Here is a 26,511-nt window from a genome sequence, read left to right as displayed (position 1 = left end):
GCAAAACAGGAAAGCTTTCAGAATTCCAGTTGCCATCCGGCGCTTTGCCACTGCTCCTGTTCGGTAACAAGGTCGGCCTGCAGCAGCCTGTTTTGCTCCAGCCACTCTTCCTGATTACGGCAACTGAGGTGCCAGTGGTCTTTGGCCAGGATCTCCAGCTTCAGTTCCGGCAGGGGCTCATCGTTGCGCTGACCGTGCAGCAGAATAGAGAGGCGCAGAATGCGGATCAGGCTGATGATATGACGGGACTTAAACAGGCTGAAGTCCGGCATCTCCTTGAGTTTGAGCGCCTTGCGCTGAAAACGCGCCAGAGTCGCGAGCACCAGCTGCTGCTCCTGGTTGAAGCCGGGCATATTGGTGTGGCGCAAAATGTACTCAGAATGGCGGTGAAAAGCCTGATAACTGATGCTCAGGCCTACCTCATGCAGCAGTGACGCCCAGCCGAGCAGGGTGCCGAGTTCCTGTTCTTTTTTGATTTCCAGTTCTGCGCTCAGCTGGCCATAAAAGGCTTCAGCCTGGTCGCGAACCCTGGCTGCATGGCCGAGGTCCACGTGGTGCTTCTGCGCCAGGTTTTCTGTGGTGCGCATCCGGATGTCGCTGCGGGCAAAGCGGTCTTCCATTTCATATAAAAGACCTTCGCGCAGCGCGCCATCGGAATAGTGCAGTTCACTGACTTTAAAGGCGGTGAGAACGGCATTGAGTATCGCTACCCCGGCAGCGAACACAGGTTTGCGTTCCGGTGCCAGCCCCTCCAGTTCGATCTCATCGATATTGCTGAAGCGGCACAACTCTTCGATCAGTTTTTTCAGCCGTTTGGTGGTGATCACCCCGTCTTCAAAACCGAGTCCGATCAGCACTTCACGGATGGCTTTGATGGTGCCGGATGAGCCCAGCGCCGCATCCCAGCCGGCCTTACGGTAGCTTTTCTCTATTGATTCCAGCTTCTGACGCGCGGCCATATCCGCTTTGGTGAAGTTATTGCTGCTGAGTTTTCCGTTAGCGAAATACCTGTTGGTGTAGCTGACACAGCCCATGCGTTTGCTGTTGACCAGCGATGGCTCAAAGCCACTGCCGATGATCATTTCGGTACTTCCGCCGCCGATGTCGATCACCAGTTTTTTCTCAGATTCTGGCTGAGTGTGGGCCACGCCGACAAAGATCAGGCGTCCTTCTTCGACACCGGAAATGACTTCGATGGGATAGGGCAGCACTTCCAGTGCGCGCTGCAAAAACAGGTGAGCATTTTTGGCCTGGCGCAGGGTGTGGGTCGCAGCGATACGGACACTGCCGGGTTCAAAGCCGGACAGGCGCTCGGCGAACATGCTCAGGCAGTCCAGCCCGCGTTGCATGGAGGCATGGTCGAGGTTGCCGTGTTTATCCAGTCCGGAAGCGAGACGGACCCGCTGTTTGTGTCTGCTGACCAGTTGCAGATCCGGGCCGGTGACTTTGGCCACCACCATGTGAAAGCTGTTGGAGCCAAGGTCGATAGCCGCGATATAACGTGGGGAAGTATCCATCATTCACCCTGCTGTAATTGTTTCCGCTGTTGTTTTTCAATGTGCTTGATAAGGTCGTAAATCGCAACCTGGGAACGGATTTTTTTGCGGTTACCCCGTTTGACATACTGGTTGCTCATCTCCTGATCGATGATCCGCGCTTTGACCGTATCGGTAAAGTGCACTTCGGTAATGTCGATGATGCGTTGCTTCAGACGCGGATCCAGTATCGGCGCGCCGACCTCAATGCGGTTGTCGATATTGCGGGTCATCCAGTCAGCCGAGGAGATGTACACCTGAGGGTCGCCGTCATTTTCGGTGATCAGCACCCTTGGGTGTTCAAGGAAGCGGTCAACGATACTGATGATCGAGATGTTGTCACTGACGCCTTCAATCCCGGGAACCAGAGAGCACATGCCGCGGATGATCATCCGGATTTTGACCCCGGCGTTGCTGGCACCGTACAACTTGCTGATCAGCCCTTTATCCACCAGGTTGTTCACTTTGAGGGTTATAGCGGCCTTTTTACCCATTTTGGCGTTTGCGATTTCGTTATCGATAATCCGGTAGAGACGCTGGCGCGAGTTACGCGGCGAGACGATCAGCTGATTGAATTTCACCGGCCGGTATGGGTTTTCGATGTAGTCGAAAACGTTGCGCACTTCGTTCGACAGTTCGGGGTTGGCGGTAAACAGGGCGAAGTCGGTGTAGATCCGGGCGGTTTTCTCGTGGAAGTTACCGGTACCTATGTGAACGTAACGGGCTATCCGGTCGTCTTCACGGCGGGCAACCATCAGCAGCTTGGAGTGGATCTTGAGGCCTGGGGCGCCGAAGATCACCCGTACCCCGGCTTCGGTCAGTACCCGGGACCATTCGATATTGGCTTCTTCATCAAAGCGTGCCTGCAGCTCGACCACCACGGTAACGCGCTTGCCGTTGTAGACCGCGTCGATCAGCGAGTTCATCAGCCGGGAGTTTTTGGCCACCCGGTAGATGTTGATCTTGATGCTGAGTACTTTCGGGTCAAAAGAAGCCTGACGGACAAACTCTGCCATGTGATCAAAGGTGTGGTACGGGTAGTGGAGCAGGATATCGCGGTTTCTGATCGCATCGAACACGTTGTCACAGTGGTCAAAATCGGCGCTTCTGATCGGCGGCAGAGGCTTGTTTTCCAGGTACTCACGGCCCACATTAGGGAAGCCGATAAAATCCTTAAAGTTGTGATAGCGCCCGCCCGGCATCAGGCTGTCATAGCTGGAAATCTGCAGTTTTTCACACAGGAAATGCAGCATGGCATCGGGCATTTCGTGTTCGTAAACAAAGCGTACCGGCATAGCGGTGAGGCGCTGATCCAGGCTCTCAGACATCTGTTCCAGCAGACTGTGTTCCACTTCGCTTATCAGGTCGTACTCCGCGTCACGGGTCATCTTCATCGCATAACAGTTGAGCTCTTCGTACTGAAAGAAGCCGCGGAAAATATCGTCCAGGCAGTAACGGATAATGTTATCGAGCAGGATGATGGTTTTTTTACGCTGGCCTTTTTGTTCCGGCACCATTACAAAACGTGGCAGCTGGTCGGTTGGGATCTCCACCAGTGAGTAGGTCACCTCATCGCCGTTTTTCATCTCCACGCTCAGGTAAGCGTATTCATCCTTGAGAAACTGCAGAACATCGATCTGTTCGTTCATCAGAATAGGGGTGATATGAGGGAGAACCTGCTGGTGGAAGAACTTGCGTACCCATTTCTGCTGTTTTTCGGTCAGCTGATGTTCGTTGACCAGGAAGATCCGCCGCCGGGCCATTTCCAGCAGCAGCTCACTGTAGAGCTCTTCAAAGGCGTAGTTCAGTTTGAGGGCTTTGGACTGCATTTTGCTCAGCAGTTCTTTGGCACCGTCATCCCGCCCCCGCTCCTGGTTGATCAGAATACGGCGTTTAACATCGGCAAAGCGGACTTTGTAAAATTCGTCGAGGTTATTGGAGAAGATCCCGAGGAAGCGGATCCGCTCAATCAGAGGCACGGCGGGGTCTGCGGCCTCCTGCAAAACCCGCTCGTTAAAGGAAAGCCAGCTGAGCTCTTTGTCCGTATAGAGTTTATCCGTACTCATATTCTTATTAACCTGCTGATGATTCTGCCAATTTGAAGCAGATTGACAGTAGAATGTTATTATTACAGTTATATTTCAATTGCTGTTGGAGTGATGAGATAACAGGTAAAATTCAGATGTTTATCGCGCGCTGCAATAAATCTGTCACCTTAATGAAATAATATGCCAATAGCTGGAAAAAGGTAGAAAATTTTACATGTCACACAAGCCATTTACATTGCATCCCAGGGACCGGGCCCGCCTGCTGAAAGACAGGTTTGCCAGGCTGGCGGTTACCACCGGTGGCCTGAGTGTGCTGGCAGCGCTGGGACTGATATTTTTCTACCTGCTGATTGAAGTGGCACCGATTTTTTCTTCCGGCACGATTCGCTCCGAAGGGGCGTCAGAACTGAGTAATACGCCCGCAGCACTCCGGGTGGACGATTATGGCGAATACGCCTTCGCGATCAGCGGCAACGGCGAAGTGGACTTCATTGAACTGGCCAGCGGAAAGCGTAAAACCGTGGCAATGCCTGCCAGTGAGCAGGTGGCGATGGCTCAGATGCCGCTCAGCAGTGGCTGGATCGCTTTTACCGACAGTAACGGCCAGATAAGCGCCCTTCGTCCGGAGTTTGCGGCGCGTTATGGTGACCAGGGGCGGGTCGTTTCGCCTAAACTGACTTATTTCAACGCGGGCAGTCCTGTGGCGCTTGGCAATCAGGGCAGCGTGATCAAACAGTTTGCCTTTGCCATTCATGACCAGGACAGCGCTTTTCTGGGAGTGGATCAGAATGGCACAATTCACAGCCGGACAGAGCGTGACGGCCGGGTAGTCCGTGATCACTGGGGAGCCCGTATCGGGGATGTGCGCTCTGTGGTGATGACGCCCGATGCCAGTCAGGCATTGATTTTGACTGGTGAAGGACTTTGGGTATCGGTACTTCAGTCCGGCCGTTTTCAGGTGCGCGAGTTTATCGACCTGACCACTCAGCCCGGCCGCCAGCTGGCGCTGCTGCCCGGGGCCCAGTCTCTGCTTATCACTCATGAAGATAATCAGGTTTCCCAGTGGTTCGATGTGCTGAATGACGGAAAACGCAGCCTGACCCGGATCCGCAGTTTTGATACTTCACAGGGGTTGTTGCTGCCCGGCTACTATCGCAAAGGGTTTTATCTGTTTGAGTCCGGCGGTGCGATAACCAGCTTCCACACCACCAGCGACAGTCACTTACACCAGAACAACCTGCTGACCAAAGCGCCGTCGGTGACCGCTGTATCTGCCAATGAAGATGTGCTGCTGGCATACAGTGACGGCAGGCTGCTCCGGTTTAAGGCGGACATTCCTCACCAGGAAATCTCCCTGCGTTCGCTGTGGCGTAAAGTCTGGTACGAAGGGTATCCGGAGCCACAATACGTGTGGCAGTCCACTTCCGCCAGCGATGATTTCGAAGAGAAATTCAGCCTGGTGCCGATCACCTTCGGCACGATTAAAGCGGCGATGTATGCCATGCTGTTCGCCATGCCGGTAGCGGTGCTGGCAGCGGTTTATACGGCCTACTTCATGTCTGCGCCGATGCGCCGGGTTGTGAAACCGGCGATTGAGTTTATGGAAGCCCTGCCAACGGTCATCATCGGTTTTCTGGCCGGTTTATGGCTGGCGCCGATAGTGGAAAACCATCTCCCGGCGGTATTGCTTCTGATGCTGCTTCTGCCACTGACCACAGTGCTGGTCGGCGCAATGTGGCATGCACTGCCGCGTGACTGGGTGTCGGGCATTCCGAACGGCTGGCACAGCATTATTCTGATCCCGGCGCTGCTTGGGGTAAGCATGCTGGCGATCCATTTCAGCGCCAGTGTTGAGCAACTCTGGTTTGGCGGCGACATCCGGGTTTATCTGGCGGATAAGGGTATTGATTTTGACCAGCGTAACGCGCTGGTGGTCGGCATTGCGATGGGCTTTGCGGTGATCCCGACCATTTTCTCCATCGCAGAAGATGCGATTTTCTCGGTGCCCAAACACCTCACCGACGGTTCGCTGGCACTTGGGGCGACCCATTGGCAAACCCTGACCCGGGTGGTGTTGCTGACAGCCAGTCCGGGTATTTTCTCGGCAGTGATGATGGGCCTTGGCCGGGCGGTGGGCGAGACCATGATCGTGTTGATGGCGACCGGTAATACCCCGCTGATGGAGTGGAACATGTTTGAAGGCATGCGTTCTCTCTCTGCCACTATCGCCATTGAGTTGCCGGAGTCAGAAGTCGGCAGTTCACACTACCGGCTGCTGTTTTTAGCGGCGTTGATTTTGTTTATGTTTACGTTTTTGGTTAACTCACTGGCAGAGTGGGTCAGACAAAGGCTGAGGGAAAAATACAGTGCGCTGTAACAGATTTGCAGGAGAGAGCCGGTGAAGTGGAAACAGTGGGCCGGTTCCGGCTCCCCATGGATATGGCTGACCTCTGGTGCGGTCAGCCTCAGCCTGATCGCCGTGCTTGGCGTGCTGCTTCTGATCGGCTGGAAAGGGCTGAGTTACTTCTGGCCGGCGCCACTGTATCAGTGGCAGGACAGTGACCAGCAGAAGCTGGTGGGCCAGCTCTGGCAGTCAGATTCGGTACCTGTCGAACGGCTTGTTCAGAGTAACCCTGAACTGGCGGATACTCTGGCGGGTGAGAAGTCGGTTAAACGCTATAACATCAAAGTCGCCAACCGTGATAAATACGGGGTGGATTTCGTTTCTGTGCTGGCAAGTGAACTGGGTGAGCCGGTTCAGCCTAAAGGATGGGCAGTGATAGAGCGTGCTCATAACGGTGACTTCTTTGGCCGCCCGGCGGGCCTGAAGCGAAATGATCAACTTCTCAGTCATGATCTTAATAAGCTGCTGCCGGCCGCACTGGTACGGATGGACGCGTTGCGTGATGAAAGAGCGGAGCTGGTCGAAGAGCATATTCGCCGTATCAGTCTGGATATCCGCACTCTTAACAGAGAGCATCAGCGCCGTGAGCTGAATCAGGACGCCACAGCGGAGTGGCAGCAGGACTATCAGCGCCAGAAGCAGGCACTTGAGAACAACCTTGCGTCAGCAGAGCAGCGTCTGGCTGAGCTCGACAGTCAGTTTGCCGCTGATGTTCTGATCGTGGAAGACATGCACGGCGACCGGTTCAGCATTCCTTTGAGTGAGGTCTATGCGGTCTGGTATCCGAATGATATGAGTCTGGCGCAGAAACTGGGCCACTGGTTTGGTCAGGTCGGCCGGTTTTTAAGTGAAGACCCGCGTGAAGGTAACTCAGAAGGTGGCGTGTTCCCGGCTATTTTCGGTACTGTCTTCCTGGTAATGCTGATGTCGGTGGTAGTGATGCCACTTGGCGTTGTGGCAGCAGTCTATTTGAGTGAGTACGCCAAAGATAACGCCCTGACCCGGGTGATCCGTATTGCAGTGATCAACCTTGCCGGCGTACCCTCGATCGTTTACGGGGTGTTTGGCCTGGGCTTTTTCGTTTATACCCTGGGTGGCTCAATCGACAGGCTGTTTTATGCCGACAGTCTGCCTGCGCCGACGTTTGGTACACCTGGCCTGCTGTGGTCTTCGCTGACCCTGGCACTGCTGACACTGCCGGTGGTGATTGTGGCGACCGAAGAGGGTCTGCAGCGCATTCCTTCGTCGCTGCGTCACGGTTCACTTGCTCTGGGAGCGACTCAGTTTGAAACCTGGTGGCGAATCGTGTTACCAATGGCGAGTCCGGCGATCATTACCGGTCTTATCCTGGCAGTGGCCAGGGCGGCAGGGGAAGTAGCCCCGCTGATGCTGGTAGGCGTGGTTAAGCTGGCGCCCAATCTGCCGGTGGATGCTGAGTTTCCGTTCATCCACCTCGAACGTAAGTTCATGCATCTGGGCTTTCATATTTACGACGTTGGCTTCCAGTCACCGAATATCGAAGCGGCCCGGCCGCTGGTCTACGCGACCTCATTTTTGCTGGTGACGGTGATCGTCGGGCTGAACCTGACGGCAATCAACATTCGTAACCGCCTGCGCGAGAAGTACCGTACATTTGGACAGGATTAACATGTTATCCATTAATTCAACCCTTGGGCTGGACAGGCCACTGGATGTCAACAACCTGAGCGACAGGGATACCGCGATTGAGATCAGCGGGCTGAATCTGTTTTATCAGCAGAGCCAGGCTTTGCATGATATTTCTATGCGTATTCCAAAAGGTCAGGTGACGGCTTTTATCGGCCCGTCCGGGTGTGGAAAATCGACCCTGCTGCGCTGCATTAACCGGATGAATGATCTGGTGGAAGGCTGCCGGGTGGAAGGTAAGGTCAAAATCCACGGTCAGAATGTGTATGACCCGTCGGTGGACGTGCCGACCCTGCGCCGCCGGGTGGGCATGGTGTTTCAGCGCCCGAACCCGTTTCCTAAGTCGGTGTATGAGAACGTGGTCTATGGACTGCGTTTGCAGGGGGTGAAAAACAGCCGTACCCTGGATGACTCAGCCGAGCGTGCGCTGCGCGCTGCCGCGCTGTGGGATGAGGTCAAAGACCGCCTGCATGAGAACGCCTTTGGCCTTTCCGGTGGTCAGCAGCAGCGTCTGGTGATTGCAAGGGCGATTGCAATTGAGCCTGAGGTTCTGCTGCTCGATGAACCGACTTCGGCGCTGGACCCGATCTCGACCCTGACGGTCGAAGAGCTGATCAACGAGCTGAAAACGAAGTACACTGTGGTTATCGTTACCCATAACATGCAACAGGCGGCGAGGGTGAGTGACCATACGGCGTTTATCCACCTTGGCCGGCTTATTGAATACGGTGATACCGACTCGGTGTTTACTTCACCGGTAAGAAAACAGACAGAAGATTACATTACCGGCCGCTACGGCTGATTAACTGCAAAATAAAGGAATCTTATGCACTTTGGGCGCCATATTTCAGGCCAGTTTAACGCGGAGCTGGAATCCATCCGTACTCATGTTCTGACCATGGGAGGGCTGGTAGAGCAGCAGCTCTCTTTTGCCATGCAGGCACTGAACAAGCAGGACCTGGAGCTGGCGCGTAAAGTGGTTGCCGAAGACCACAAGGTCAACTCGATGGAAGTGGCGATCGATGAGGCCTGTACCCGGATCATCGCCAAGCGTCAGCCGACCGCCAAAGACCTTCGCCTTATCATGGCGATCATCAAGACCATTACCGACCTTGAGCGGATTGGTGATGTGGCGACCCGGATCGCCCGGGTGGCGATTGAGTCTGACTCCGGCCGTGACCGGGTATTTCAGGTATCGCTTGAGCCTCTGTGCCGTCAGGCGATTCAGATGCTGCATCAGGTACTCGATGCGTTTGCCCGTATGGATGTGGATGCAGCGGGTGAAGTGTATAAGCTTGATGATAAGCTGGATGCGGAGTACGAAGCGGTGATCCGCCAGCTGATGACCTACATGATGGAAGACCCGCGCTGTATTCCCAATGTGCTTCAGGTGATGTGGTCTGCCCGCGCTATCGAGCGGGTGGGGGATCGCTGTCAGAATATCTGTGAGTACATCATTTACTTCGTCAAAGGGCGCGATGTGCGCCATCTCAGCAGCGACGAAGATCTCGACGACATCATCAAATCATAAGGCGAAGGGCGGTAATTACCGCCCTTTGTTTTTTTGCTGTCCTTATCCTGGTTATAAACAGGCTCAGTGACTGGCGTCTTTCTGTTTGTAATCCGGTTCGTAAACATTGGGCACAAATGACTGCTCTTCCACCGGCACGCGGATATAGCCTTCCTTATTGATCTCCGGCAGCTCGATCGGTGGGTGCAGCACTTCGTGATAGTCAATCTGGCTGAGCAGGTGAGCGATACAGTTCAGCCGGGCGGTGCGTTTATGGTCTGATGGCACTACCCACCAGGGGCACTGTTTGGTATCGGTATAAGCGAACATCTTGTCTTTGGCTTTGGAGTAGGCGATCCAGCGGTTACGGGATTCGAGATCCATCGGGCTGAACTTCCAGCGTTTGACCGGGGTATGAATCCGTTCCAGGAAACGGCGCTCCTGCTCTTCATCAGAGACGGAGAACCAGTATTTGAGCAGGATGATCCCGGAGCGGATCAGCATACGCTCGAACTCCGGACAGGAGCGCAGGAACTCGTCGTACTCGTCGTCGCTGCAGAAACCCATGACCTTTTCCACACCAGCGCGGTTGTACCAGCTGCGGTCAAACAGCACTATCTCTCCGGCAGAAGGAAGGTGAGCGACGTAGCGCTGAAAGTACCACTGAGTCTTCTCCCGCTCAGTCGGGGCCGCCAGTGCGGCGATACGGCAGACGCGGGGATTGAGCTTTTCGATGATCCGCTTGATGGTGCCGCCTTTACCGGCCGCATCCCGGCCTTCGAACACTACCACGATCCGCAGTCCTTCCTGCTTAACCCACTCCTGAAGCTTGACCAGCTCAACCTGGAGTTTCTTCAGCTCTTTTTCATAGCGCTCTTTGGAGAGTTTTTTGCTCATGAGGCCTCCTTTGCCCGGACGGCAGCTGCCACTCAGGCTTCAACCGTCTGGTTGTCATGCTTTTTGTAAGCATAGCAAAGGAAGTTGGTATCACCATTTAAGGCGTATTGCCTACTGCCCGGGCCAGTCTGGCGATGGTTTCGCTGCTGGTCACCGGGATTTCGAAGTCGTCATTATCTTTTGAGCCCATGTGCGCCTCATCAGAAATATAGCGCATCTGGCTGGCGCGGGTCGACTTGCCGGAAAGGTGCAACTGGGTCACGCCGGTTAGCTGCACAATCTCTGTGGCGTTATCCGGGGTCACGCCTGCGCCGGCCATGATGCCAATCCGGCCATTGGCCTGCTCAGTCATTCGTTTGATCTGCTCTGCACCCGCCAGAGCGTTCGCAGCGAGGCCGGAAGTAAGTACACGCTCACAGCCCATTTCGATAATGGCTTCCAGCGCCTGCTCAGGATCAGCGCACTGGTCGATGGCGCGGTGGAAAGTGATGCCCAGCGGTGCGGCTCTTTCAGCCAGCTGACGACATAAAGCGGTATCGACTTCACCGCCTGCGGTCAGGGCACCGATCACGACCCCATCCAGACCGGCAGCCTTTGCTGCGTCAATATCATCGAGCATGCAGGCCAGATCCTGTCCGGAGAAGAGAAAATCCCCCTGACGCGGGCGGATCATGGCATAGACTGGGACGGAAGAGAGGCGGGCAGCCTGCTTCATCATGCCGGGAGATGGCGTCAGGCCGCCAAGGGCCAGTGAAGAGCAGAGTTCTATCCGGGTTGCGCCACCTTGAATGGCGAGGGGCAGGGATTCCAGGTTATCGATACAGACTTCAATTTCATACGTCATGGGCGGATTCCATAAGAGGCGATTGAGCCATCTTATATCACTGCGGCCAGGCTGTGTCAGCAGACAAACAAAAAGCCCGTTACATGAGTAACGGGCTTTGATTTTGGCTAACTACGACTTAATGAATTGGCTGTTGGTTGCGATTTTTCGCTATATTTTTTGATTCCAGCCACACATACCGTTGAGCTCGGTATGGACTAAGTGGCTTGTTATTTTTCCAGGTCTGCAGTGTGCTCAGACAGGTATGCTGCAACGCCTTTTGGAGATGCGTCCATACCAGATTTACCTTCTTCCCACTGTGCAGGACATACTTCGCCGTGCTGCTGGTGGAAGTTCAGAGCGTCAACCATACGCAGCATCTCATCGATGTTACGGCCCAGAGGCAGGTCGTTTACTACCTGGTGACGTACAAGACCGTCTTCATCAATCAGGAAAGAACCACGGAAAGCTACGCCTTCTTCAGGGTGCTCTACGTCGTATGCTTTACAGATTTCGTGTTTAACGTCTGCGATCAGAGGGTATTTCACCTGACCGATACCGCCATCTTCGATAGCAGTGTTACGCCATGCGTTGTGAGAGAACTGAGAATCGATAGATACACCGATTACTTCAACGCCTTTCGCCTGGAAGTCTTCGAAACGCTTGTCGAATGCAATCAGTTCAGATGGGCAAACGAAAGTGAAGTCCAGCGGGTAGAAGAAAACAACTGCTTTTTTACCTTTGGTGTACTCTGCAAAGTTGAAGTTATCAACGATTTCACCGTTACCAAGAACTGCTGCAGCAGTAAAGTCAGGGGCTTGACGACCTACCAGTACCATTTTTTTGCTCCTAAAAATCAGGGGAAGTTGCAAACCGTTTTCGGTTCGCTCCGTGTTTCGACAAGACAAACTATAGTACATGTCGTAGGATAGAAAAAAGCGAATTAAATAGATTGATACAATCGAAAAAAACGATAACGCTGCCGTCAGCCAACAATCACTAACCATTTAATAAATGTTGATAATTTTATGAACAAGTGGCCAAGCCTTAAACAGCTGCACTACCTGGTGACTCTGCACGAGACCCGCCATTTCAGTGATGCTGCTGAGCGTTGTTTTGTCAGTCAGTCGACCCTGAGTAAGGGCATCCAGAATCTGGAAGAGTTGATTGGTTGTCCTCTTTATGAAAAGAAAGATAAAAAGAGCCCGCTGGTGTTTACCCCGGTAGGTGAGAAAGTGGTTGAGCGCGGCCGCGACCTGCTGGCCAAAGGCCAGGACCTGGTTGAGCTGGGCTCGCTGGCTCACGGTGACAGCATGCAGGGTGAACTGCGTCTGGGCTGTATTCCAACGATTGCCCCTTTCCTTTTGTGTGACCTGGTACAGGAAGTTAACCAGCGCTTTCCCAAGCTGAACCTGCTGCTGCGTGAAGACACTACCAGTAATCTTTTAGACGCGTTGCGTCACGGCCAGCTCGACGTACTGATCCTCGCCCTGCCGGTAGAGATCGGTAACATGGAGAGTCAGGTCGTGGGTCATGATCCGTTCAAGATGGTGATAAGCCAGGACCGGGCGAACAGTATCCGGGTTCCTATCCGTTATGACGATCTGCCGGATGAGTTCGTATTTCTGCTGGAAAATGAGCACTGTCTGACCGAGCACGCGGTCTCGGCGTGTAAGCTGACTAAGAAAGAGAAGATAAACCCGTTTACCGCCACCAGTCTGCACACCCTGGTGCAGATGGTTGCCAATGGCCTTGGTACCACCTTTATTCCGCAAATGGCAATTGATCACGGGCTGCTGCACAATCAGAACCTGATCGTGGTCGAGCCTCCGGGTCAAAAGGCCTATCGTGACATTGGCCTGGTATGGCGTCCGAGCTCATCCCGCCAGGAGACTTTCCAGAAGCTGGCGGGTGTGGTGTCAGACCTGCTGTAAACCGTCAGTCGAAGTCGAGTACTTCCGGCTCGGCGTCTTCCTGGAGTTCGAGCAGGCTGATTGCAATCGAGATAAAGTCGGTTTCGGTGATGATACCAACCAGCCTGCCGTGATCGAGTACCGGCAGGCAGCCGACTTTATGTTTTTGCATATACAGAGCGCTCTCTTTCAGACCCGCTTTGGGTGATACGGTCATCAGGCCGTGCGCCATCACTTTATCCAGCGGTGTGGTCAGAGTATAAGAGTCTTCGTTGGCTTTTTTAGTCAGGATGGACTCCTGAATGGCCAGCACGTCCCGCTGGGTCACCAGACCAAGCAGCTTGTCGTCGCCATCCACAACCGGGATGTGGCGGATATCGTGCTCCTGCATCAGGTTCCTGGCATCCTGAACCGAGTGTGACCGCATCAGCGTATAGGGCTTGCGAGTCATCATGTCTTCCACTTTGATCATCCCGGCCTCCTTCATCTTTGCCTGTCGCAGGGAGTCAAAATCCGGACTGCCGTTTTGCGGTGGCAGTTACGCCCAAAAGCTGAAAGTGGGGCGTTATCTCCCTGTTACTTTTACTATAGTTTGATCCCGGCGCTTTAACTGAGAGATAACTCCTCTTTTGTTTATTGGCCACAGCGATTTGTGTTACATAATGTGGCCAATACCACACACACTGGTTCTGTGTGTAACAAAGCATCAGTCCGGGCTTGCTATTGACCCCACGCCATCTATACTAGCGAGCTGCAAAAAATTTACTCACCAGCAGACGGTAATCATGCAAGTATCCGATTTTCATTTTGACCTACCAGACGAGCTGATCGCTCGTTACCCACAGCCGGAACGTACCGCCAGCCGTTTACTTCAGCTTGACGGCAATACCGGCGAACTCAAAGACGGCACTTTTAAGAACGTGCTCGATCAGGTTCAGGCCGGCGATCTGCTGGTGTTTAACAACACCCGTGTTATCCCGGCGCGCCTGTTCGGCCGTAAAGCCTCCGGCGGTAAGCTGGAAGTGCTGGTTGAGCGTATGCTCGATGACAAGTCGATTCTGGCGCACGTGCGCTGCTCCAAGTCGCCAAAGCCAGGTAACGAACTGTTCCTGGGTGAGAACGACGAGTTCAGCGCTGAAATGGTGGCCCGTCACGACGCCCTGTTTGAGATTCGCTTTAACTCAGAGCTGACGGTGCTGGAAATCCTCAATCAGGTTGGCCACATGCCGCTTCCACCATACATTGACCGTCCGGACGAAGACGCAGACAAAGAGCGTTACCAGACCGTTTACAACGAGAAGCCGGGCGCAGTAGCCGCACCAACAGCAGGTCTGCATTTTGACGAGACCCTGCTTGAGCAGATCAAAGCCAAAGGCGCTGAGTTTGCTTATGTAACCCTGCACGTTGGCGCCGGTACGTTCCAGCCGGTTCGCGTGGACAACATCCACGACCACCACATGCACGCTGAGTACGTGGAAGTACCGGAAGAAGTAGTTGAAGCAATCGCGGCAACCAAAGCGCGCGGCGGCCGGGTTATTGCGGTGGGTACCACCTCGGTACGTTCGCTGGAGAGCGCCGCTCAGGACGCACTGAAAAAAGGCACAGAACTGGTACCTTTCTTTGGCGACACCGAAATCTTTATCTACCCGGGCTACGAGTACCAGCTGGTGGACTGCCTGATAACCAACTTCCACCTGCCGGAATCGACCCTGATTATGCTGGTGAGTGCATTTGCCGGATATGATAATGTAATGGCCGCTTACCATCACGCTGTAGCTGAGAAGTACCGCTTCTTCAGTTATGGGGATGCGATGTTTATTACCAAAAAGCTGTAAGCTTTTTGGAGGCTCTGGGCACGGGGCTCTGGGCCCTGGGGGAGTACGTCGAAAGCTCCACGCAGAAATGTTGAGATCAGAGCTTGACTGGTAGTCAGCAAGAGAAAAAATCTTGCAGCGCCCAGCGCCCAGCGCCCAGCGCCCAGCGCCCAGCGCCCAGCGCCCAGCGCCCAGCGCCCAGCGCCCAGCGCCCAGCGCCTTAATTTATATTTTCACTCAGGGAGCCAGTGAAATAAAAGGTAAGGAAACCCAACCTGTACCGGAGAGTGTCCGGTATAGTGGTGCGCGGTGAGCTAACGCTTACTGGCGTGAAATAAAATGAACGTCAGATTGTTTCTCTGGCGACCGGAGGCTTCGTGAAACTGAAATACGAACTGAAAAAAACTAATGGTAACGCCCGTCGTGGTCAGCTGACCTTTGAACGTGGCACGGTACAAACTCCTGCATTTATGCCTGTTGGTACTTACGGTACGGTAAAAGGCATGACCCCGGAAGAGGTGAAAGGCACGGGTGCTGAAATCCTGCTGGGTAACACTTTCCACCTGTGGCTGCGCCCGGGTCAGGAAATCATGAAAATGCACGGTGACCTGCACGACTTCATGCACTGGCATGGTCCTATTCTGACCGATTCAGGCGGTTTCCAGGTATTCAGCCTGGGTGACATCCGTAAGATCACCGAAGAGGGCGTACATTTCCGTAACCCGGTAAACGGCGACAAGATCTTTATGGACGCCGAAAAATCGATGGAAATCCAGAAAGACCTGGGTTCAGACATCGTCATGATTTTCGACGAGTGTACTCCGTACCCGGCAACCCACGACGAAGCTAAGAAGTCGATGGAAATGTCACTGCGCTGGGCACAACGCAGCCGTGACCACTTCGACAAGCTGGAAAACCCGAACTCACTGTTTGGTATCGTTCAGGGCAGCGTGTACGAAGACCTGCGTGACGTATCGGTGAAAGGCCTGACTGAGATCGGTTTTGACGGTTACGCAGTCGGCGGTCTGGCAGTAGGTGAACCTAAGGAAGATATGCACCGTATTCTGGAGCATACCTGTCCTCAGTTGCCTGAAGATAAACCACGTTACCTGATGGGCGTGGGCAAACCAGAAGACCTGGTAGAAGGCGTTCGTCGCGGTATCGACATGTTTGACTGTGTAATGCCGACCCGAAACGCGCGTAACGGCCACCTGTTTGTGACCGGCGGTGTGATCAAGATCCGTAATGCGAAACATAAAACGGATACAAGCCCACTGGATCCGCACTGTGACTGTTACACTTGTCAGAATTACTCGAAGTCGTACCTGCACCACCTGGATCGCTGTAACGAAATCCTGGGTGCACGTCTGAACACCATCCACAACCTGCGTTACTACCAGCGCGTGATGGAAGGCATTCGCAAGGCCATCGACGAAGATCGCTTCGATGAGTACGTGGAAGAATTCTACGCGCTTCGCAATCGTGAAGTGCCACCACTTAATAAATAACCAACTGCGCCACTTAGCCCTTGAAAGTTAAGTGGCGCAGCCCAATAGACAACGAATAATACTAAATTCATTACATAGAGGATGTTTTCAATGAGTTTGATTTCTGTAGCTCACGCAGCAGGCGAAGGTGCACCACAGGGTGGTGGTTTTGAAATGTTGATCATGCTGGGCATGTTCGCGGTGATCTTTTACTTCATGATCTACCGCCCACAGGCTAAGCGTGCTAAAGAGCACAAGAACCTGATGGCTGGCATGTCAAAAGGTGACGAAGTTCTGACCAATGGCGGCCTGGTAGGTAAAATCACCAAGATCGCAGAAGGCAACGACTACATCGTTATCGCTCTGAACGACAACAACGAAGTGACCATCAAGAAAGACTTCGTTACTGCAGTACTGCCAAAAGGTACGCTGAAATCTCTGTAATACAGCTAAAGGATCCTCGCTGTGCTTAACCGCTATCCGTTATGGAAGTATCTGATGGTTATCTTTGTGATTGCCATCAGTGCGCTTTACGCCCTTCCGAATCTATACGGTGAAGATCCGGCTATTCAGGTTACTGGGGCACGTGGTGCCTCAGTCGATATGTCAACGCTGGATTCTGTCACCGCCGCTCTTGATAAAGAGCAACTTTCTCATAAATCCATCGCTCTCGAAGATGGATCCATCCTTGTTCGTTTCAACGATACCGACACTCAGCTGAGTGCCCGTGACGTGATCAGCGAAGCCCTTGGTAAAGACGTGATTGTCGCGCTTAACCTGGCCGCCTCTACGCCTGACTGGCTGGATGCGATCGGTGCTGCGCCGATGAAGCTCGGTCTTGACCTGCGTGGCGGCGTGCACTTCCTGATGGAAGTGGATATGGACTCCGCGATGGACAAACTGCTTTCCCAGCAGGAAGACGCATTCCGTACCGAGCTGCGTGAAGAACGCCTTCGCTACCGCGCTATCCGCAAAGCCGGAAGTAACGGCGTGGAAGTCGTACTGCGTGATGCTGAGCAACAGGCCGAGGCCAAACGCGTGCTGAGCAGCAAGCACCAGGACATGGTGTTTACCGAAAGCGATAACGGCAGCAACTTTATGCTGACCGCGACTTTCACTGAAGCGCGTCTGCAGGAAATCCGCAACTATGCGGTTGAGCAGAACATCACTATCCTGCGTAACCGTGTAAACGAACTGGGTGTTGCCGAACCGCTGGTTCAGCGTCAGGGCGCCAGCCGTATCGTGGTTGAGCTGCCTGGTGTTCAGGACACTGCGCGTGCGAAAGAAATCCTGGGTGCAACCGCAACCCTGGAATTCCGCGAAGTGAACGACAAAGCTGACCTGGCTGCTGCAGCGCAGGGCCGCGTTCCTGCCGGCAGTGAGCTGAAGCGTGACCGTGACGGTCGTCCTGTTGTACTGAAGAAGCGCGTTATCCTTGGTGGTTCAAGCATCACAGATGCGAGTTCAAGTACCGATGAATACGGCCGTCCTCAGGTAAACATCTCGCTTGACAGCGAAGGTGGCAACAAGATGTCTGCCTACTCGAAGAAGAACGTGGGTAAGCTGATGGCTACCGTGTTTGCTGAGTACAAAGACAGTGGCCGCCGTACGCCGGAAGGCAAGGTTATCCTGAACAAGCATGAAGAAGTGATCAACCAGGCAACGATTCAGTCTGCCCTTGGCCGCAGCTTCCGTATTACCGGTATCGACTCTGCTGCTGAAGCGCACAACCTGGCGCTGCTGCTGCGTGCCGGTGCACTGATCGCTCCTATCTCGATTGTGGAAGAGCGCACCATTGGCCCGTCTATGGGTCAGCAGAATATCGATATGGGTATTCAGGCGTGTGTGATCGGTCTTGCCGCGGTAATGCTGTTCTGTCTGGTTTACTACCGTAAGTTTGGTATTTTTGCCAACCTTGCACTGGCTGCCAACATCATCCTGATTGTGGGTGTGATGTCGATGATCCCGGGGGCGACCATGACCCTGCCAGGTATCGCCGGTATTGTACTGACAGTAGGTATGGCGGTCGATGCCAACGTGCTTATCTTTGAGCGTATCCGTGAAGAGCTGCGTGAAGGGCGTAACCCTCAGCAGGCGATTCACCAGGGCTACGCCAACGCATTCAGCACCATCGCCGATGCCAACATCACCACCCTTATCACTGCAATCATTCTGTTTGCGGTAGGTACCGGTGCGATCAAAGGCTTCGCGGTAACGCTGTCTATCGGTATTATCACCTCAATGTTTACTGCCATCATTGGTACACGCTGTATCGTGAACCTGCTGTACGGTGGTAAGCGCATTGATAAACTGTCGATCTAAGGAAGTACCATGTTTCAGATATTGAAAACAGACAAAACGATCGACTTTATGCGCTGGTCGAAAGGGGCCTTTGCCCTGTCGATCGTTATGATTGCAGCATCGCTGTTCACCCTGTCCACCAAGTGGCTGAACTGGGGCCTGGATTTCACCGGCGGTACGCTGATTGAAGTGGGCTTTGAGCAGCCGGCACACCTTGAAGAGGTTCGTGCGGCTCTGGAAGCGAAAGGCTTTGGTGATGCAACGGTACAGAACTTCGGTTCTTCCCGTGACGTGATGGTTCGCCTGCGTCCGCGTGAGGATATCCAGGGTGAAAAGCTGGGTAACCAAATCCTTAACGCGCTGCGTGAAGGTACCGGTGAAAACATCGAAATGCGCCGAATCGAGTTCGTTGGTCCAAACGTGGGTGACGAACTGACCGAAGCGGGTGGCCTGGCTATCCTGGTGTCACTGATCTGTATCCTGATCTACGTGTCGATGCGTTTTGAATGGCGTCTGGCAGCAGGTGCGGTTATGGCACTGGCACACGACGTTATCATCACTCTGGGTATTTTCTCCCTGATGCAGATCGAAGTGGACCTGACCATCGTAGCGGCACTGCTGACGGTTGTAGGTTACTCGCTCAACGATACCATCGTTGTATTCGACCGTATCCGTGAAAACTTCCGTAAGATGCGTAAAGGTGAGTCGGCTGAAGTGATGAACAGCTCGATCACCCAGACCCTGAGCCGTACCCTGATCACCTCGGGTACCACATTGTTCGTGGTTGTTGCCCTGTTCACCAACGGTGGCGCAATGATCCACGGCTTTGCGACAGCATTGCTGCTGGGTATCACGGTCGGTACTTACTCGTCAATCTACGTTGCATCCGCACTGGCCCTGAAACTGGGTATCCAGCGCGAACACCTGATGCCACTGCAGGTTGATAAGGAAGGCGCTGAGTTTGATGAGATGCCTTAAATAAAAAAACCGCCTTCGGGCGGTTTTTTTGGCCCTGGGTTCTGGGCTCTAGGCTCTAGGCTCTGGGGGAGTATGTTGTGAGTCTTGAACATACATTGAGAGAGGTGCTTGATTCATAGTATGTAAGAGACACAATCTTGCAGCACCCAGCACCCAGCACCCAGCACCCAGCACCCAGCACCCAGCACCCAGCACCCAGCACCCAGCACCCAGCACCCAGCACCCAGCACCCAATAAACAAAAAACCAGCCGTTGAGGCTGGTTTTTTTAATAATTCTTCGAATTATTTGATAATCGCTTCGTTACCGTTCTCGCGGATGTGTTTCAGCATTGCTTTCACACCGCGTGGGCTTGAACCTACTACGTTGCCAGACTGCATGTAGTTGGTGCCGCCAGCGAAGTCAGTCAGGATTGCGCCTGCTTCACGTGCGATCAGTTCACCTGCAGCCATGTCCCATGGTTTCAGGCCCAGCTCGAAGAAACCGTCTACGCGGCCGGCAGCCAGGTAGCACAGGTCAAGAGCAGCAGAGCCGGTGCGACGGAAGTCAGCACACTCAGTGAACAGAGAAGATACGATCTTGATGTAAGACTCAGAGTGCTGCTTCTGCTTGAACGGGAAACCAGTTGCCAGGATTGAACCCTGCAGGTCTTTCAGCTGGTTTACACGGATACGTGCGCTGTTCAGCTGAGCGCCAGAGCCGCGCTGTGCGGTGAACAGTTCGTTACGGATTGGGTCGTAAACACACGCAACCTCTGTCTTGCCTTTCATGCGAACGGCGATAGATACAGAGAAGTGTGGAAGACCTTTTACAAAGTTGGTGGTGCCATCCAGTGGGTCGATGATCCATTGTACGTCTTTATCTTTACCTTCGATAAGACCGCCTTCTTCAGCCACGATGCTGTGCTCAGGGTAAGAGCTCTTGATCGTGTCGATAATCAGGGCTTCTGCTTCTTTGTCTACGTTCGTAACAAAGTCATTACTGCCTTTTTGAGTAGATTCGATTCTGTCAGCAGTTTCTAGTGATTTAGCAATATGATTGCCTGCTTTTCGCGCTGCGCGAATAGCAATATTAAGCATAGGATGCATACGATTTTCCCAACGGATGTTAAAGAACGATATAAAGCGGCGGGGAGTATAACAGAGTTTGAATGAAATGGAAGTGGTGATTTTTTGAACTTTTGAGCGGCTGGTCTGGCAGGCGTTTATCCATTTGTCCCGTGGCTGTGATAAAATTCTGCGGTTATTTATCAGCAGTTGTGGATACTCATGTTAGACCAGGTGAAAGTCGTTCTCGTTGGCACTTCCCATTCCGGTAATATCGGCAGCGCCGCACGCGCCATGAAAGTGATGGGCCTGAGCCAGATGGTGCTGGTGGACCCTCAGTGTGAGGTGGATGCCCAGGCGATCGCCCTGGCAGCAGGGGCCAGCGATATTGCCCTGAATGCACAAGTAGTGAGCACCCTTGCCGAAGCGGTGGAAGAGTGTGGTCTGGTAGTCGGCTCCAGCGCCCGTTCGCGCACCCTTGAGTGGCCAATGCTTGAGCCACGTGAATGTGGTGAGAAGTTTGCCCTGGAAGGTCAGAAGCATCCGGTCGCACTGGTGTTTGGCCGTGAGCGTACCGGCCTGACCAACGAAGAGCTGCAGACCTGTCATTATCATGTCTGCATTCCGGCGAATCCGGAGTACAGCTCGCTGAACCTGGCGATGGCGGTTCAGACCCTGGCGTATGAAATCCGCGTCGCACACCTGAATCAGCTGGAAAACCAGCACCCTCAGGCGGAGCAGGAAGCGTACCCGCGTCACAAAGAGCTGGAGCTATTCTATCAGCACCTTGAAAAGGTACTGGTGCAGACCCAGTTTATAGAAGAGGACGGCCAGGGCCAGGTAATGAACAAGCTCAAGCGTCTGTTCAGCCGCGCACGCCCTGAAAAACAGGAGCTCAATATCCTGCGCGGTATCCTGACTTCGGTTGAAAAGCAGGGTGAAAAATAACCGCTTTTGGTTCGGGGTTAAATACCTGACTAATTTAGTCAAATAAATACTTGACCGGTTTAGTCGGGTATGGGAAACTTCTTCCACATACTTACTGTGGATACGGTGTGATATGAGACTTACATCTAAAGGAAGATATGCAGTCACTGCCATGTTGGACGTTGCGCTGCATTCACAACAGACCCCGGTTCCGCTGGCCGACATTTCCGAGCGCCAGGGAATTTCTCTCTCTTATCTTGAGCAGCTGTTTTCCAAGCTGCGTAAAGCTGGCCTGGTTTCCAGTGTACGCGGACCCGGTGGCGGTTATCGCCTGGGCGCAGAAGCAGACCAGATCGCGGTTGGCATGGTGATCGCTGCGGTTGATGAATCTGTCGATGCCACTAAATGCCAGGGTAAAGGCGGTTGTCAGGGCGGAACCCGCTGTCTGACCCATACCCTTTGGCGTGATTTAAGTGATAGAATCAGTGGTTTTCTTAACAATATCACGCTCGGCGAGCTGATGGCGGATAACGAAGTACTGGAAATTTCTGACCGTCAGGATATCGACCTGGCGATCAATCACGGTTTTGGAAATAATAACCCGAACACCACAACAATAGGTGTCAATGCCCGCTCGTAAGCGAGGCGCCTTTCGCACATTTGGAGTAAAGAATGAAACTGCCTATTTATTTTGACTATTCAGCAACCTGTCCGGTCGATCCGCGCGTTGCTGAAAAGATGGTTCAGTATCTGACGATGGACGGTACCTTTGGTAACCCGGCGTCACGGTCACACCGTTTTGGTTGGCAGGCAGAAGAGGCAGTGGATACGGCGCGTGAGCAAATCGCTGACCTGCTGAATGCGGACCCGCGTGAAATCGTATTTACCTCTGGTGCGACAGAGTCTGATAACCTGGCGATTAAAGGTGCGGCGCATTTTTACTCGAAGAAAGGTAAACACATCATTACCTGCAAGACCGAGCACAAAGCGGTTCTTGATACCTGCCGTCAGCTTGAGCGTGAAGGTTTTGAGGTTACCTACCTTGAGCCTGAATCCAATGGCCTGATCGATCTGGCTAAGCTGGAAGCGGCGATGCGTGAAGACACTGTGGTTGTTTCCATCATGCACGTGAACAACGAAATCGGTGTTATTCAGGATATCGAAGCGATCGGCGAACTGTGCCGTTCACGTAAGATTGTCTTCCACGTGGATGCTGCACAGAGCGCAGGCAAATTGCCTATCGACGTGCAGAGCATGAAAGTGGACCTAATTTCCCTGTCTGCTCACAAGATTTACGGCCCTAAAGGTATTGGTGCACTTTACGTTCGCCGTAAGCCACGTATCCGCCTTGAAGCGCAGATGCACGGTGGCGGTCACGAGCGTGGTTTCCGCTCCGGTACCCTGGCGACGCACCAGATCGTGGGCATGGGCGAAGCGTTCCGCATCGCCAAAGAAGAGATGCAAAAAGATTACGACCATGCGCTGGCGATGCGTGAGCGCATGCTGAAAGGCCTGGAAGGAATGGAAGCGCTGACCATCAATGGCGACCTGGAGCACCGCACTCCGACTAACCTCAACATCAGCTTTGCGTTTGTTGAAGGTGAGTCACTGCTGATGGCGCTGAAAGACCTGGCGGTATCGTCTGGTTCAGCCTGTACTTCAGCCAGTCTGGAGCCATCTTATGTGCTGCGCGCGCTGGGTCTGGATGACGAGCTGGCACACAGTTCAATTCGATTCTCTTTCGGCCGTTTTACTACCGAAGAAGAGATCGACTATGCGGTAGAGCAAATTCTTACTGCAGTAGCAAAACTACGCGACATGTCACCTCTATGGGATATGTACAAAGAAGGGGTTGACCTGAGCACCGTTGAGTGGGCTCATCACTAATCCCGGCACAATAGAGGACAAGAATTATGGCATACAGTGAAAAAGTAATTGACCACTACGAAAACCCGCGCAACGTTGGCTCTTTCGATAAAGAAGATCCGAATGTGGGCAGTGGTATGGTTGGCGCACCTGCGTGTGGCGACGTAATGAAGCTTCAGATCAAGGTATCTCCGGAAGGTATCATTGAAGACGCGAAGTTTAAAACATACGGCTGTGGCAGTGCGATCGCGTCCAGCTCACTGGTAACCGAGTGGGTAAAAGGCAAGAGCCTGGACGAAGCAGCAGAGATTAAGAACTCTGAGATTGCAGAAGAGTTGGAACTTCCGCCAGTTAAGGTACACTGTTCCATCCTGGCTGAAGATGCAATCAAAGCCGCGGTGTCTGATTACAAAAAGAAGCACCAGGAATAACACCAAATAATTCAGGGGGCATTTGCCCCCTTTAGTCCCAAGATACGAGTTAACTTAAGGTTGTACCATGGCCATCACTATGACAGATGCGGCTGCCAGCCGTGTGAAAGCTTTCCTGGATAATCGCGGAAAAGGGATTGGCCTGAGACTGGGCGTGAAAACCACCGGCTGTTCTGGCATGGCTTATGTTCTGGAGTTTGTTGACGAACTGAACGAAGAAGACCAGGTGTTTGAACACAAAGGTGTAAAAGTGATCATCGACTCAAAGAGCATGGTCTACCTGGACGGTACTGAGCTGGACTTCGTTAAAGAAGGCCTGAATGAAGGCTTTGAATTCAACAACCCGAACGCAAAAGGCGAGTGTGGTTGTGGAGAGAGCTTTAACGTATAGTAACCAAAAAGCGCAGTCCGCTGCGCTTTGACCCCAGTCCTTCCGCCTGTTTTTTTCGGTGAGAACAAATACCCATGAATCATTTCGAACTATTTGGCCTGCCAACGCAGTTTGAACTCGACACCCATCTTTTATCAGACCAGTTTCGCGAGCTTCAGCGCCGCTTCCACCCGGACAAATTTGCCGCCGCGTCAGAGCGTGATCGCCTGCTTGCCGTGCAGAAAGCCGCTCAGATCAACGATGCCTATCAGGTGTTAAAAGCGCCGCTTTCCCGTGCAGAGTATCTGCTTGCCGAACTTGGCGTCGATATCCGTAACGAGCAGAACACCATGCAGGATCCTATGTTTCTGATGGAGCAGATGGAGCTGCGTGAAGAGCTTGAAGCGATAGAGAACTCGGCTGATCCGGAAGATGAACTGTTCGGTTTTGAGGCGCGGGTAAGTAAGATCTATAAAGCGCACATGGCTGAGCTGGCCGAAGCGCTGGAAGCCAAAGAGCTGCAGGCAGCAGCCAGCGGTATTCGTAAACTCAAATTTATCGCCAAACTAAACAACGAAATCGAGCAGCTCGAAGAACGCCTGCTCGGCTAAGCAAGGATATTTAATGGCACTACTTCAGATCGCAGAGCCAGGACAGAGCTCTGCTCCTCATGAACAAAAGCTGGCTGTCGGTATCGATCTCGGCACAACCAACTCTCTGGTAGCGGCAGTTCGCAGTGGCGAAGCCAGACCGCTTGAGGATGAGCAGGGCGACAATATTCTGCCTTCCGTGGTTTATTACGGCGGTGAAGAGATCAAAACCGGTCGTCAGGCCCGTGCGCACGCCCAGAGCGAACCAGAGCAGACCATTATTTCAGCCAAGCGCCTGCTGGGCCGCTCTCTGGAAGACATTCAGTCGCGCTACCCGAGCCTGCCATACCGTTTTTCGGCCAGCGATAATGGCCTGCCGCTGATCAACACCGCTCAGGGGGCGGTAAACCCGGTGCAGGTTTCAGCAGAGATCCTCAAATCCCTGGCTCAGCGCGCAGAGAAAACTCTGGGCGGTGAGCTCAATGGCGTGGTGATCACCGTACCGGCTTACTTTGATGACGCCCAGCGTGCCGGCACCAAAGATGCTGCGCAACTGGCGGGTCTGCACGTACTGCGCCTGTTAAACGAGCCAACCGCAGCGGCGATCGCTTACGGTCTGGATTCGGGTCAGGAAGGCGTAATCGCCGTCTATGACCTGGGTGGCGGTACGTTTGATATCTCCATTTTGCGCCTCTCCAAAGGGGTGTTTGAAGTGCTGGCCACAGGCGGTGATTCCGCGCTTGGTGGTGATGACTTCGACCATCTGCTGGCGGATCATATTCAGCAGCAGATCGGCCTTGAAGGCGAACTGACCCCGGCGCAGAGCCGCGCGCTGCTTGATGCGGCGACCGAAGCCAAAATTGCCCTCTCTGCAGAGCAGACGGCTCAGATCGACGTGCTGGGCTGGCAGGGTGAAGTAACCCGCGATACGTTCGAGGCGCTTATTCGCCCGCTGGTGAAGAAAACCCTGATGTCATGCCGCCGCGCACTGAAAGACGCTGGCGTGAGCCAGGATGAAGTACATGAAGTGGTGATGGTGGGTGGCTCAACCCGCACACTGCTGGTACGTGAAATGGTGGGTGAGTTCTTTGCCCGTGAGCCACTGACCAGCATCAACCCGGATGAAGTGGTCGCGATTGGCGCCGGTATTCAGGCGGATATTCTGGTGGGTAACAAGCCAGACTCTGAGATGGTGCTGCTGGACGTGATCCCGCTTTCTCTGGGTATCGAAACCATGGGTGGCCTGGTCGAGAAGATCGTTCCGCGTAACACCACCATCCCGGTTGCCCGCGCTCAGGAATTTACTACCTTTAAAGATGGCCAGACCGGCATGCTGGTTCACGTCGTTCAGGGCGAGCGTGAAATGGTCGATGACTGCCGCTCTCTGGCGCGTTTCAGCCTGAAAGGCATTCCGCCGATGGCGGCAGGTGCAGCACATATCCGTGTGACCTATCAGGTGGATGCGGATGGCCTGCTTTCCGTTACCGCGATGGAGAAAAGCACCGGCGTTCAGGCGGAGATCCAGGTGAAACCATCTTACGGCCTGAGCGATGACGAAGTGGCCAACATGCTGAAAGACTCGATGGCTTATGCCAAAGAAGACATGCTGGCGCGTGCGCTGGCCGAGCAGCGCGTGGAAGCTGATCGGGTGATCGAAGGGCTTATCGCTGCGATGCAGGCAGACGGGGATGATCTGTTGTCTGAAAGCGAACGCAGCGAACTGCTGCAGTCGATCGAGCAGCTTATCGCATTGCGCAACGGCGATGACGCCGATGCCATTGAACAGGGCATTAAAGCCACCGATGCGGCCAGTCAGGAATTTGCCTCGCGCCGTATGGACAAATCTATCCGCGCTGCGCTGTCAGGCCAGTCGGTTGATAATATTTAATCTGAACAGGTAGAAAGTA

The 26,511-nt window shown here is 53.6% G+C and carries 24 protein-coding genes; 17 read left to right on the top strand and 7 right to left on the bottom strand.

Annotation, left to right across the window (positions count from 1 at the left end):
- Positions 1-17: 17 nt before the first annotated feature.
- Together ppx and ppk1 are read right to left on the bottom strand one after the other, a co-directional pair.
- On the bottom strand, positions 18-1,517 hold the full coding sequence (gene ppx / locus ACVB80_RS03590; RefSeq protein ID WP_481079914.1) for an exopolyphosphatase: 1,500 nt from the start codon (positions 1,515-1,517) through the stop codon (positions 18-20).
- Positions 1,517-3,601 (bottom strand): polyphosphate kinase 1, encoded by a 2,085-nt coding sequence (gene ppk1 / locus ACVB80_RS03585; RefSeq protein ID WP_481079887.1) that lies wholly within the window; start codon positions 3,599-3,601, stop codon positions 1,517-1,519. The genes ppx and ppk1 overlap by 1 nt, the downstream gene beginning before the upstream one ends.
- Positions 3,602-3,797: 196 nt before the next feature.
- On the opposite strand from ppk1, the gene ACVB80_RS03580 reads away from it, so the two are divergent.
- The 4 genes from ACVB80_RS03580 to phoU are packed head-to-tail and all read left to right on the top strand — an operon-like array spanning position 3,798 to position 9,183.
- Positions 3,798-5,960 carry an ABC transporter permease subunit gene (locus tag ACVB80_RS03580; protein ID WP_481079886.1) on the top strand — a complete coding sequence of 721 codons (2,163 nt, stop codon included), beginning with the start codon at positions 3,798-3,800 and terminating at the stop codon, positions 5,958-5,960.
- Positions 5,961-5,981: 21 nt separating this feature from the next.
- A complete protein-coding gene (gene pstA / locus ACVB80_RS03575) occupies positions 5,982-7,634 on the top strand; it encodes a phosphate ABC transporter permease PstA (protein ID WP_481079885.1) in 1,653 nt (550 codons plus the stop codon).
- Position 7,635: 1 nt separating this feature from the next.
- Positions 7,636-8,454, top strand: coding sequence for a phosphate ABC transporter ATP-binding protein PstB (gene pstB, locus ACVB80_RS03570; RefSeq protein WP_481079884.1), 819 nt, complete (start codon positions 7,636-7,638; stop codon positions 8,452-8,454).
- 24 nt (positions 8,455-8,478) lie between these two features.
- Positions 8,479-9,183: a phosphate signaling complex protein PhoU gene (gene phoU / locus ACVB80_RS03565; protein WP_481079883.1), complete on the top strand. Its 705-nt coding sequence runs from the start codon at positions 8,479-8,481 to the stop codon at positions 9,181-9,183.
- 63 nt (positions 9,184-9,246) lie between these two features.
- On the opposite strand, the gene ppk2 is transcribed toward phoU, so the two are convergent.
- The 3 genes from ppk2 to ACVB80_RS03550 all read right to left on the bottom strand — a co-directional run bounded on the left by ppk2 (position 9,247) and on the right by ACVB80_RS03550 (position 11,721).
- Positions 9,247-10,059, bottom strand: a complete 813-nt coding sequence (ppk2, locus tag ACVB80_RS03560) for a polyphosphate kinase 2 (RefSeq protein ID WP_481079882.1) — start codon at positions 10,057-10,059, stop codon at positions 9,247-9,249.
- Between the two features lie 97 nt (positions 10,060-10,156).
- Positions 10,157-10,903 (bottom strand): copper homeostasis protein CutC, encoded by a 747-nt coding sequence (locus tag ACVB80_RS03555; RefSeq protein WP_481079881.1) that lies wholly within the window; start codon positions 10,901-10,903, stop codon positions 10,157-10,159.
- Between the two features lie 209 nt (positions 10,904-11,112).
- On the bottom strand, positions 11,113-11,721 hold the full coding sequence (locus ACVB80_RS03550) for a peroxiredoxin C (protein ID WP_481079880.1): 609 nt from the start codon (positions 11,719-11,721) through the stop codon (positions 11,113-11,115).
- 189 nt (positions 11,722-11,910) lie between these two features.
- Here ACVB80_RS03550 and ACVB80_RS03545 point away from each other — a divergent pair, with 189 nt between their 5' ends.
- Positions 11,911-12,816, top strand: coding sequence for a hydrogen peroxide-inducible genes activator (locus tag ACVB80_RS03545; protein WP_481079879.1), 906 nt, complete (start codon positions 11,911-11,913; stop codon positions 12,814-12,816).
- A 4-nt stretch (positions 12,817-12,820) separates the two neighbouring features.
- Here the strand turns inward: ACVB80_RS03545 and ACVB80_RS03540 are convergent, their stop codons facing one another.
- Positions 12,821-13,267, bottom strand: a complete 447-nt coding sequence (locus tag ACVB80_RS03540) for a CBS domain-containing protein (protein WP_481079878.1) — start codon at positions 13,265-13,267, stop codon at positions 12,821-12,823.
- Positions 13,268-13,580: 313 nt separating this feature from the next.
- Between ACVB80_RS03540 and queA the strand changes: the two genes are divergently transcribed.
- From queA to secF, 5 genes are all read left to right on the top strand, one after another.
- Positions 13,581-14,630 carry a tRNA preQ1(34) S-adenosylmethionine ribosyltransferase-isomerase QueA gene (queA, locus tag ACVB80_RS03535; RefSeq protein WP_481079877.1) on the top strand — a complete coding sequence of 350 codons (1,050 nt, stop codon included), beginning with the start codon at positions 13,581-13,583 and terminating at the stop codon, positions 14,628-14,630.
- Between the two features lie 356 nt (positions 14,631-14,986).
- A complete protein-coding gene (tgt, locus tag ACVB80_RS03530) occupies positions 14,987-16,117 on the top strand; it encodes a tRNA guanosine(34) transglycosylase Tgt (RefSeq protein WP_481079876.1) in 1,131 nt (376 codons plus the stop codon).
- A 90-nt stretch (positions 16,118-16,207) separates the two neighbouring features.
- Positions 16,208-16,540 carry a preprotein translocase subunit YajC gene (yajC, locus tag ACVB80_RS03525; protein WP_481079875.1) on the top strand — a complete coding sequence of 111 codons (333 nt, stop codon included), beginning with the start codon at positions 16,208-16,210 and terminating at the stop codon, positions 16,538-16,540.
- 21 nt (positions 16,541-16,561) lie between these two features.
- On the top strand, positions 16,562-18,418 hold the full coding sequence (secD, locus tag ACVB80_RS03520; RefSeq protein ID WP_481079874.1) for a protein translocase subunit SecD: 1,857 nt from the start codon (positions 16,562-16,564) through the stop codon (positions 18,416-18,418).
- A gap of 9 nt (positions 18,419-18,427) precedes the next feature.
- The gene (secF, locus tag ACVB80_RS03515; protein ID WP_481079873.1) at positions 18,428-19,375 is read left to right on the top strand and encodes a protein translocase subunit SecF; all 948 of its coding nucleotides are present in this window, start codon (positions 18,428-18,430) and stop codon (positions 19,373-19,375) included.
- A 283-nt stretch (positions 19,376-19,658) separates the two neighbouring features.
- Here the strand turns inward: secF and suhB are convergent, their stop codons facing one another.
- Positions 19,659-20,462: an inositol-1-monophosphatase gene (suhB, locus tag ACVB80_RS03510; protein WP_481079872.1), complete on the bottom strand. Its 804-nt coding sequence runs from the start codon at positions 20,460-20,462 to the stop codon at positions 19,659-19,661.
- Between the two features lie 180 nt (positions 20,463-20,642).
- On the opposite strand from suhB, the gene trmJ reads away from it, so the two are divergent.
- From trmJ to hscA, 7 genes are all read left to right on the top strand, one after another.
- Complete coding sequence (trmJ, locus tag ACVB80_RS03505; RefSeq protein WP_481079871.1) at positions 20,643-21,368, top strand: tRNA (cytosine(32)/uridine(32)-2'-O)-methyltransferase TrmJ; 726 nt, start codon at positions 20,643-20,645, stop codon at positions 21,366-21,368.
- A 112-nt stretch (positions 21,369-21,480) separates the two neighbouring features.
- On the top strand, positions 21,481-21,987 hold the full coding sequence (gene iscR / locus ACVB80_RS03500; protein ID WP_481079870.1) for a Fe-S cluster assembly transcriptional regulator IscR: 507 nt from the start codon (positions 21,481-21,483) through the stop codon (positions 21,985-21,987).
- 32 nt (positions 21,988-22,019) lie between these two features.
- Positions 22,020-23,234, top strand: coding sequence for an IscS subfamily cysteine desulfurase (locus ACVB80_RS03495; RefSeq protein WP_481079869.1), 1,215 nt, complete (start codon positions 22,020-22,022; stop codon positions 23,232-23,234).
- Positions 23,235-23,260: 26 nt separating this feature from the next.
- Complete coding sequence (iscU, locus tag ACVB80_RS03490) at positions 23,261-23,644, top strand: Fe-S cluster assembly scaffold IscU (RefSeq protein ID WP_481079868.1); 384 nt, start codon at positions 23,261-23,263, stop codon at positions 23,642-23,644.
- A gap of 67 nt (positions 23,645-23,711) precedes the next feature.
- Complete coding sequence (gene iscA / locus ACVB80_RS03485; RefSeq protein WP_481079867.1) at positions 23,712-24,035, top strand: iron-sulfur cluster assembly protein IscA; 324 nt, start codon at positions 23,712-23,714, stop codon at positions 24,033-24,035.
- Between the two features lie 74 nt (positions 24,036-24,109).
- Entirely contained in the window at positions 24,110-24,625 is a 516-nt protein-coding gene (gene hscB / locus ACVB80_RS03480) for a co-chaperone HscB (protein WP_481079866.1), read from the top strand.
- Positions 24,626-24,638: 13 nt separating this feature from the next.
- Positions 24,639-26,492, top strand: a complete 1,854-nt coding sequence (hscA, locus tag ACVB80_RS03475; RefSeq protein WP_481079865.1) for a Fe-S protein assembly chaperone HscA — start codon at positions 24,639-24,641, stop codon at positions 26,490-26,492.
- The last annotated feature ends 19 nt before the right edge of the window (positions 26,493-26,511 follow it).

It is taken from the genome of Vibrio sp. 9-16B-A1, assembly GCF_056726165.1.
The sequence above is the reverse complement of the archived record's forward strand: the minus strand, read 5'-3'. Positions and strand labels throughout refer to the sequence as shown.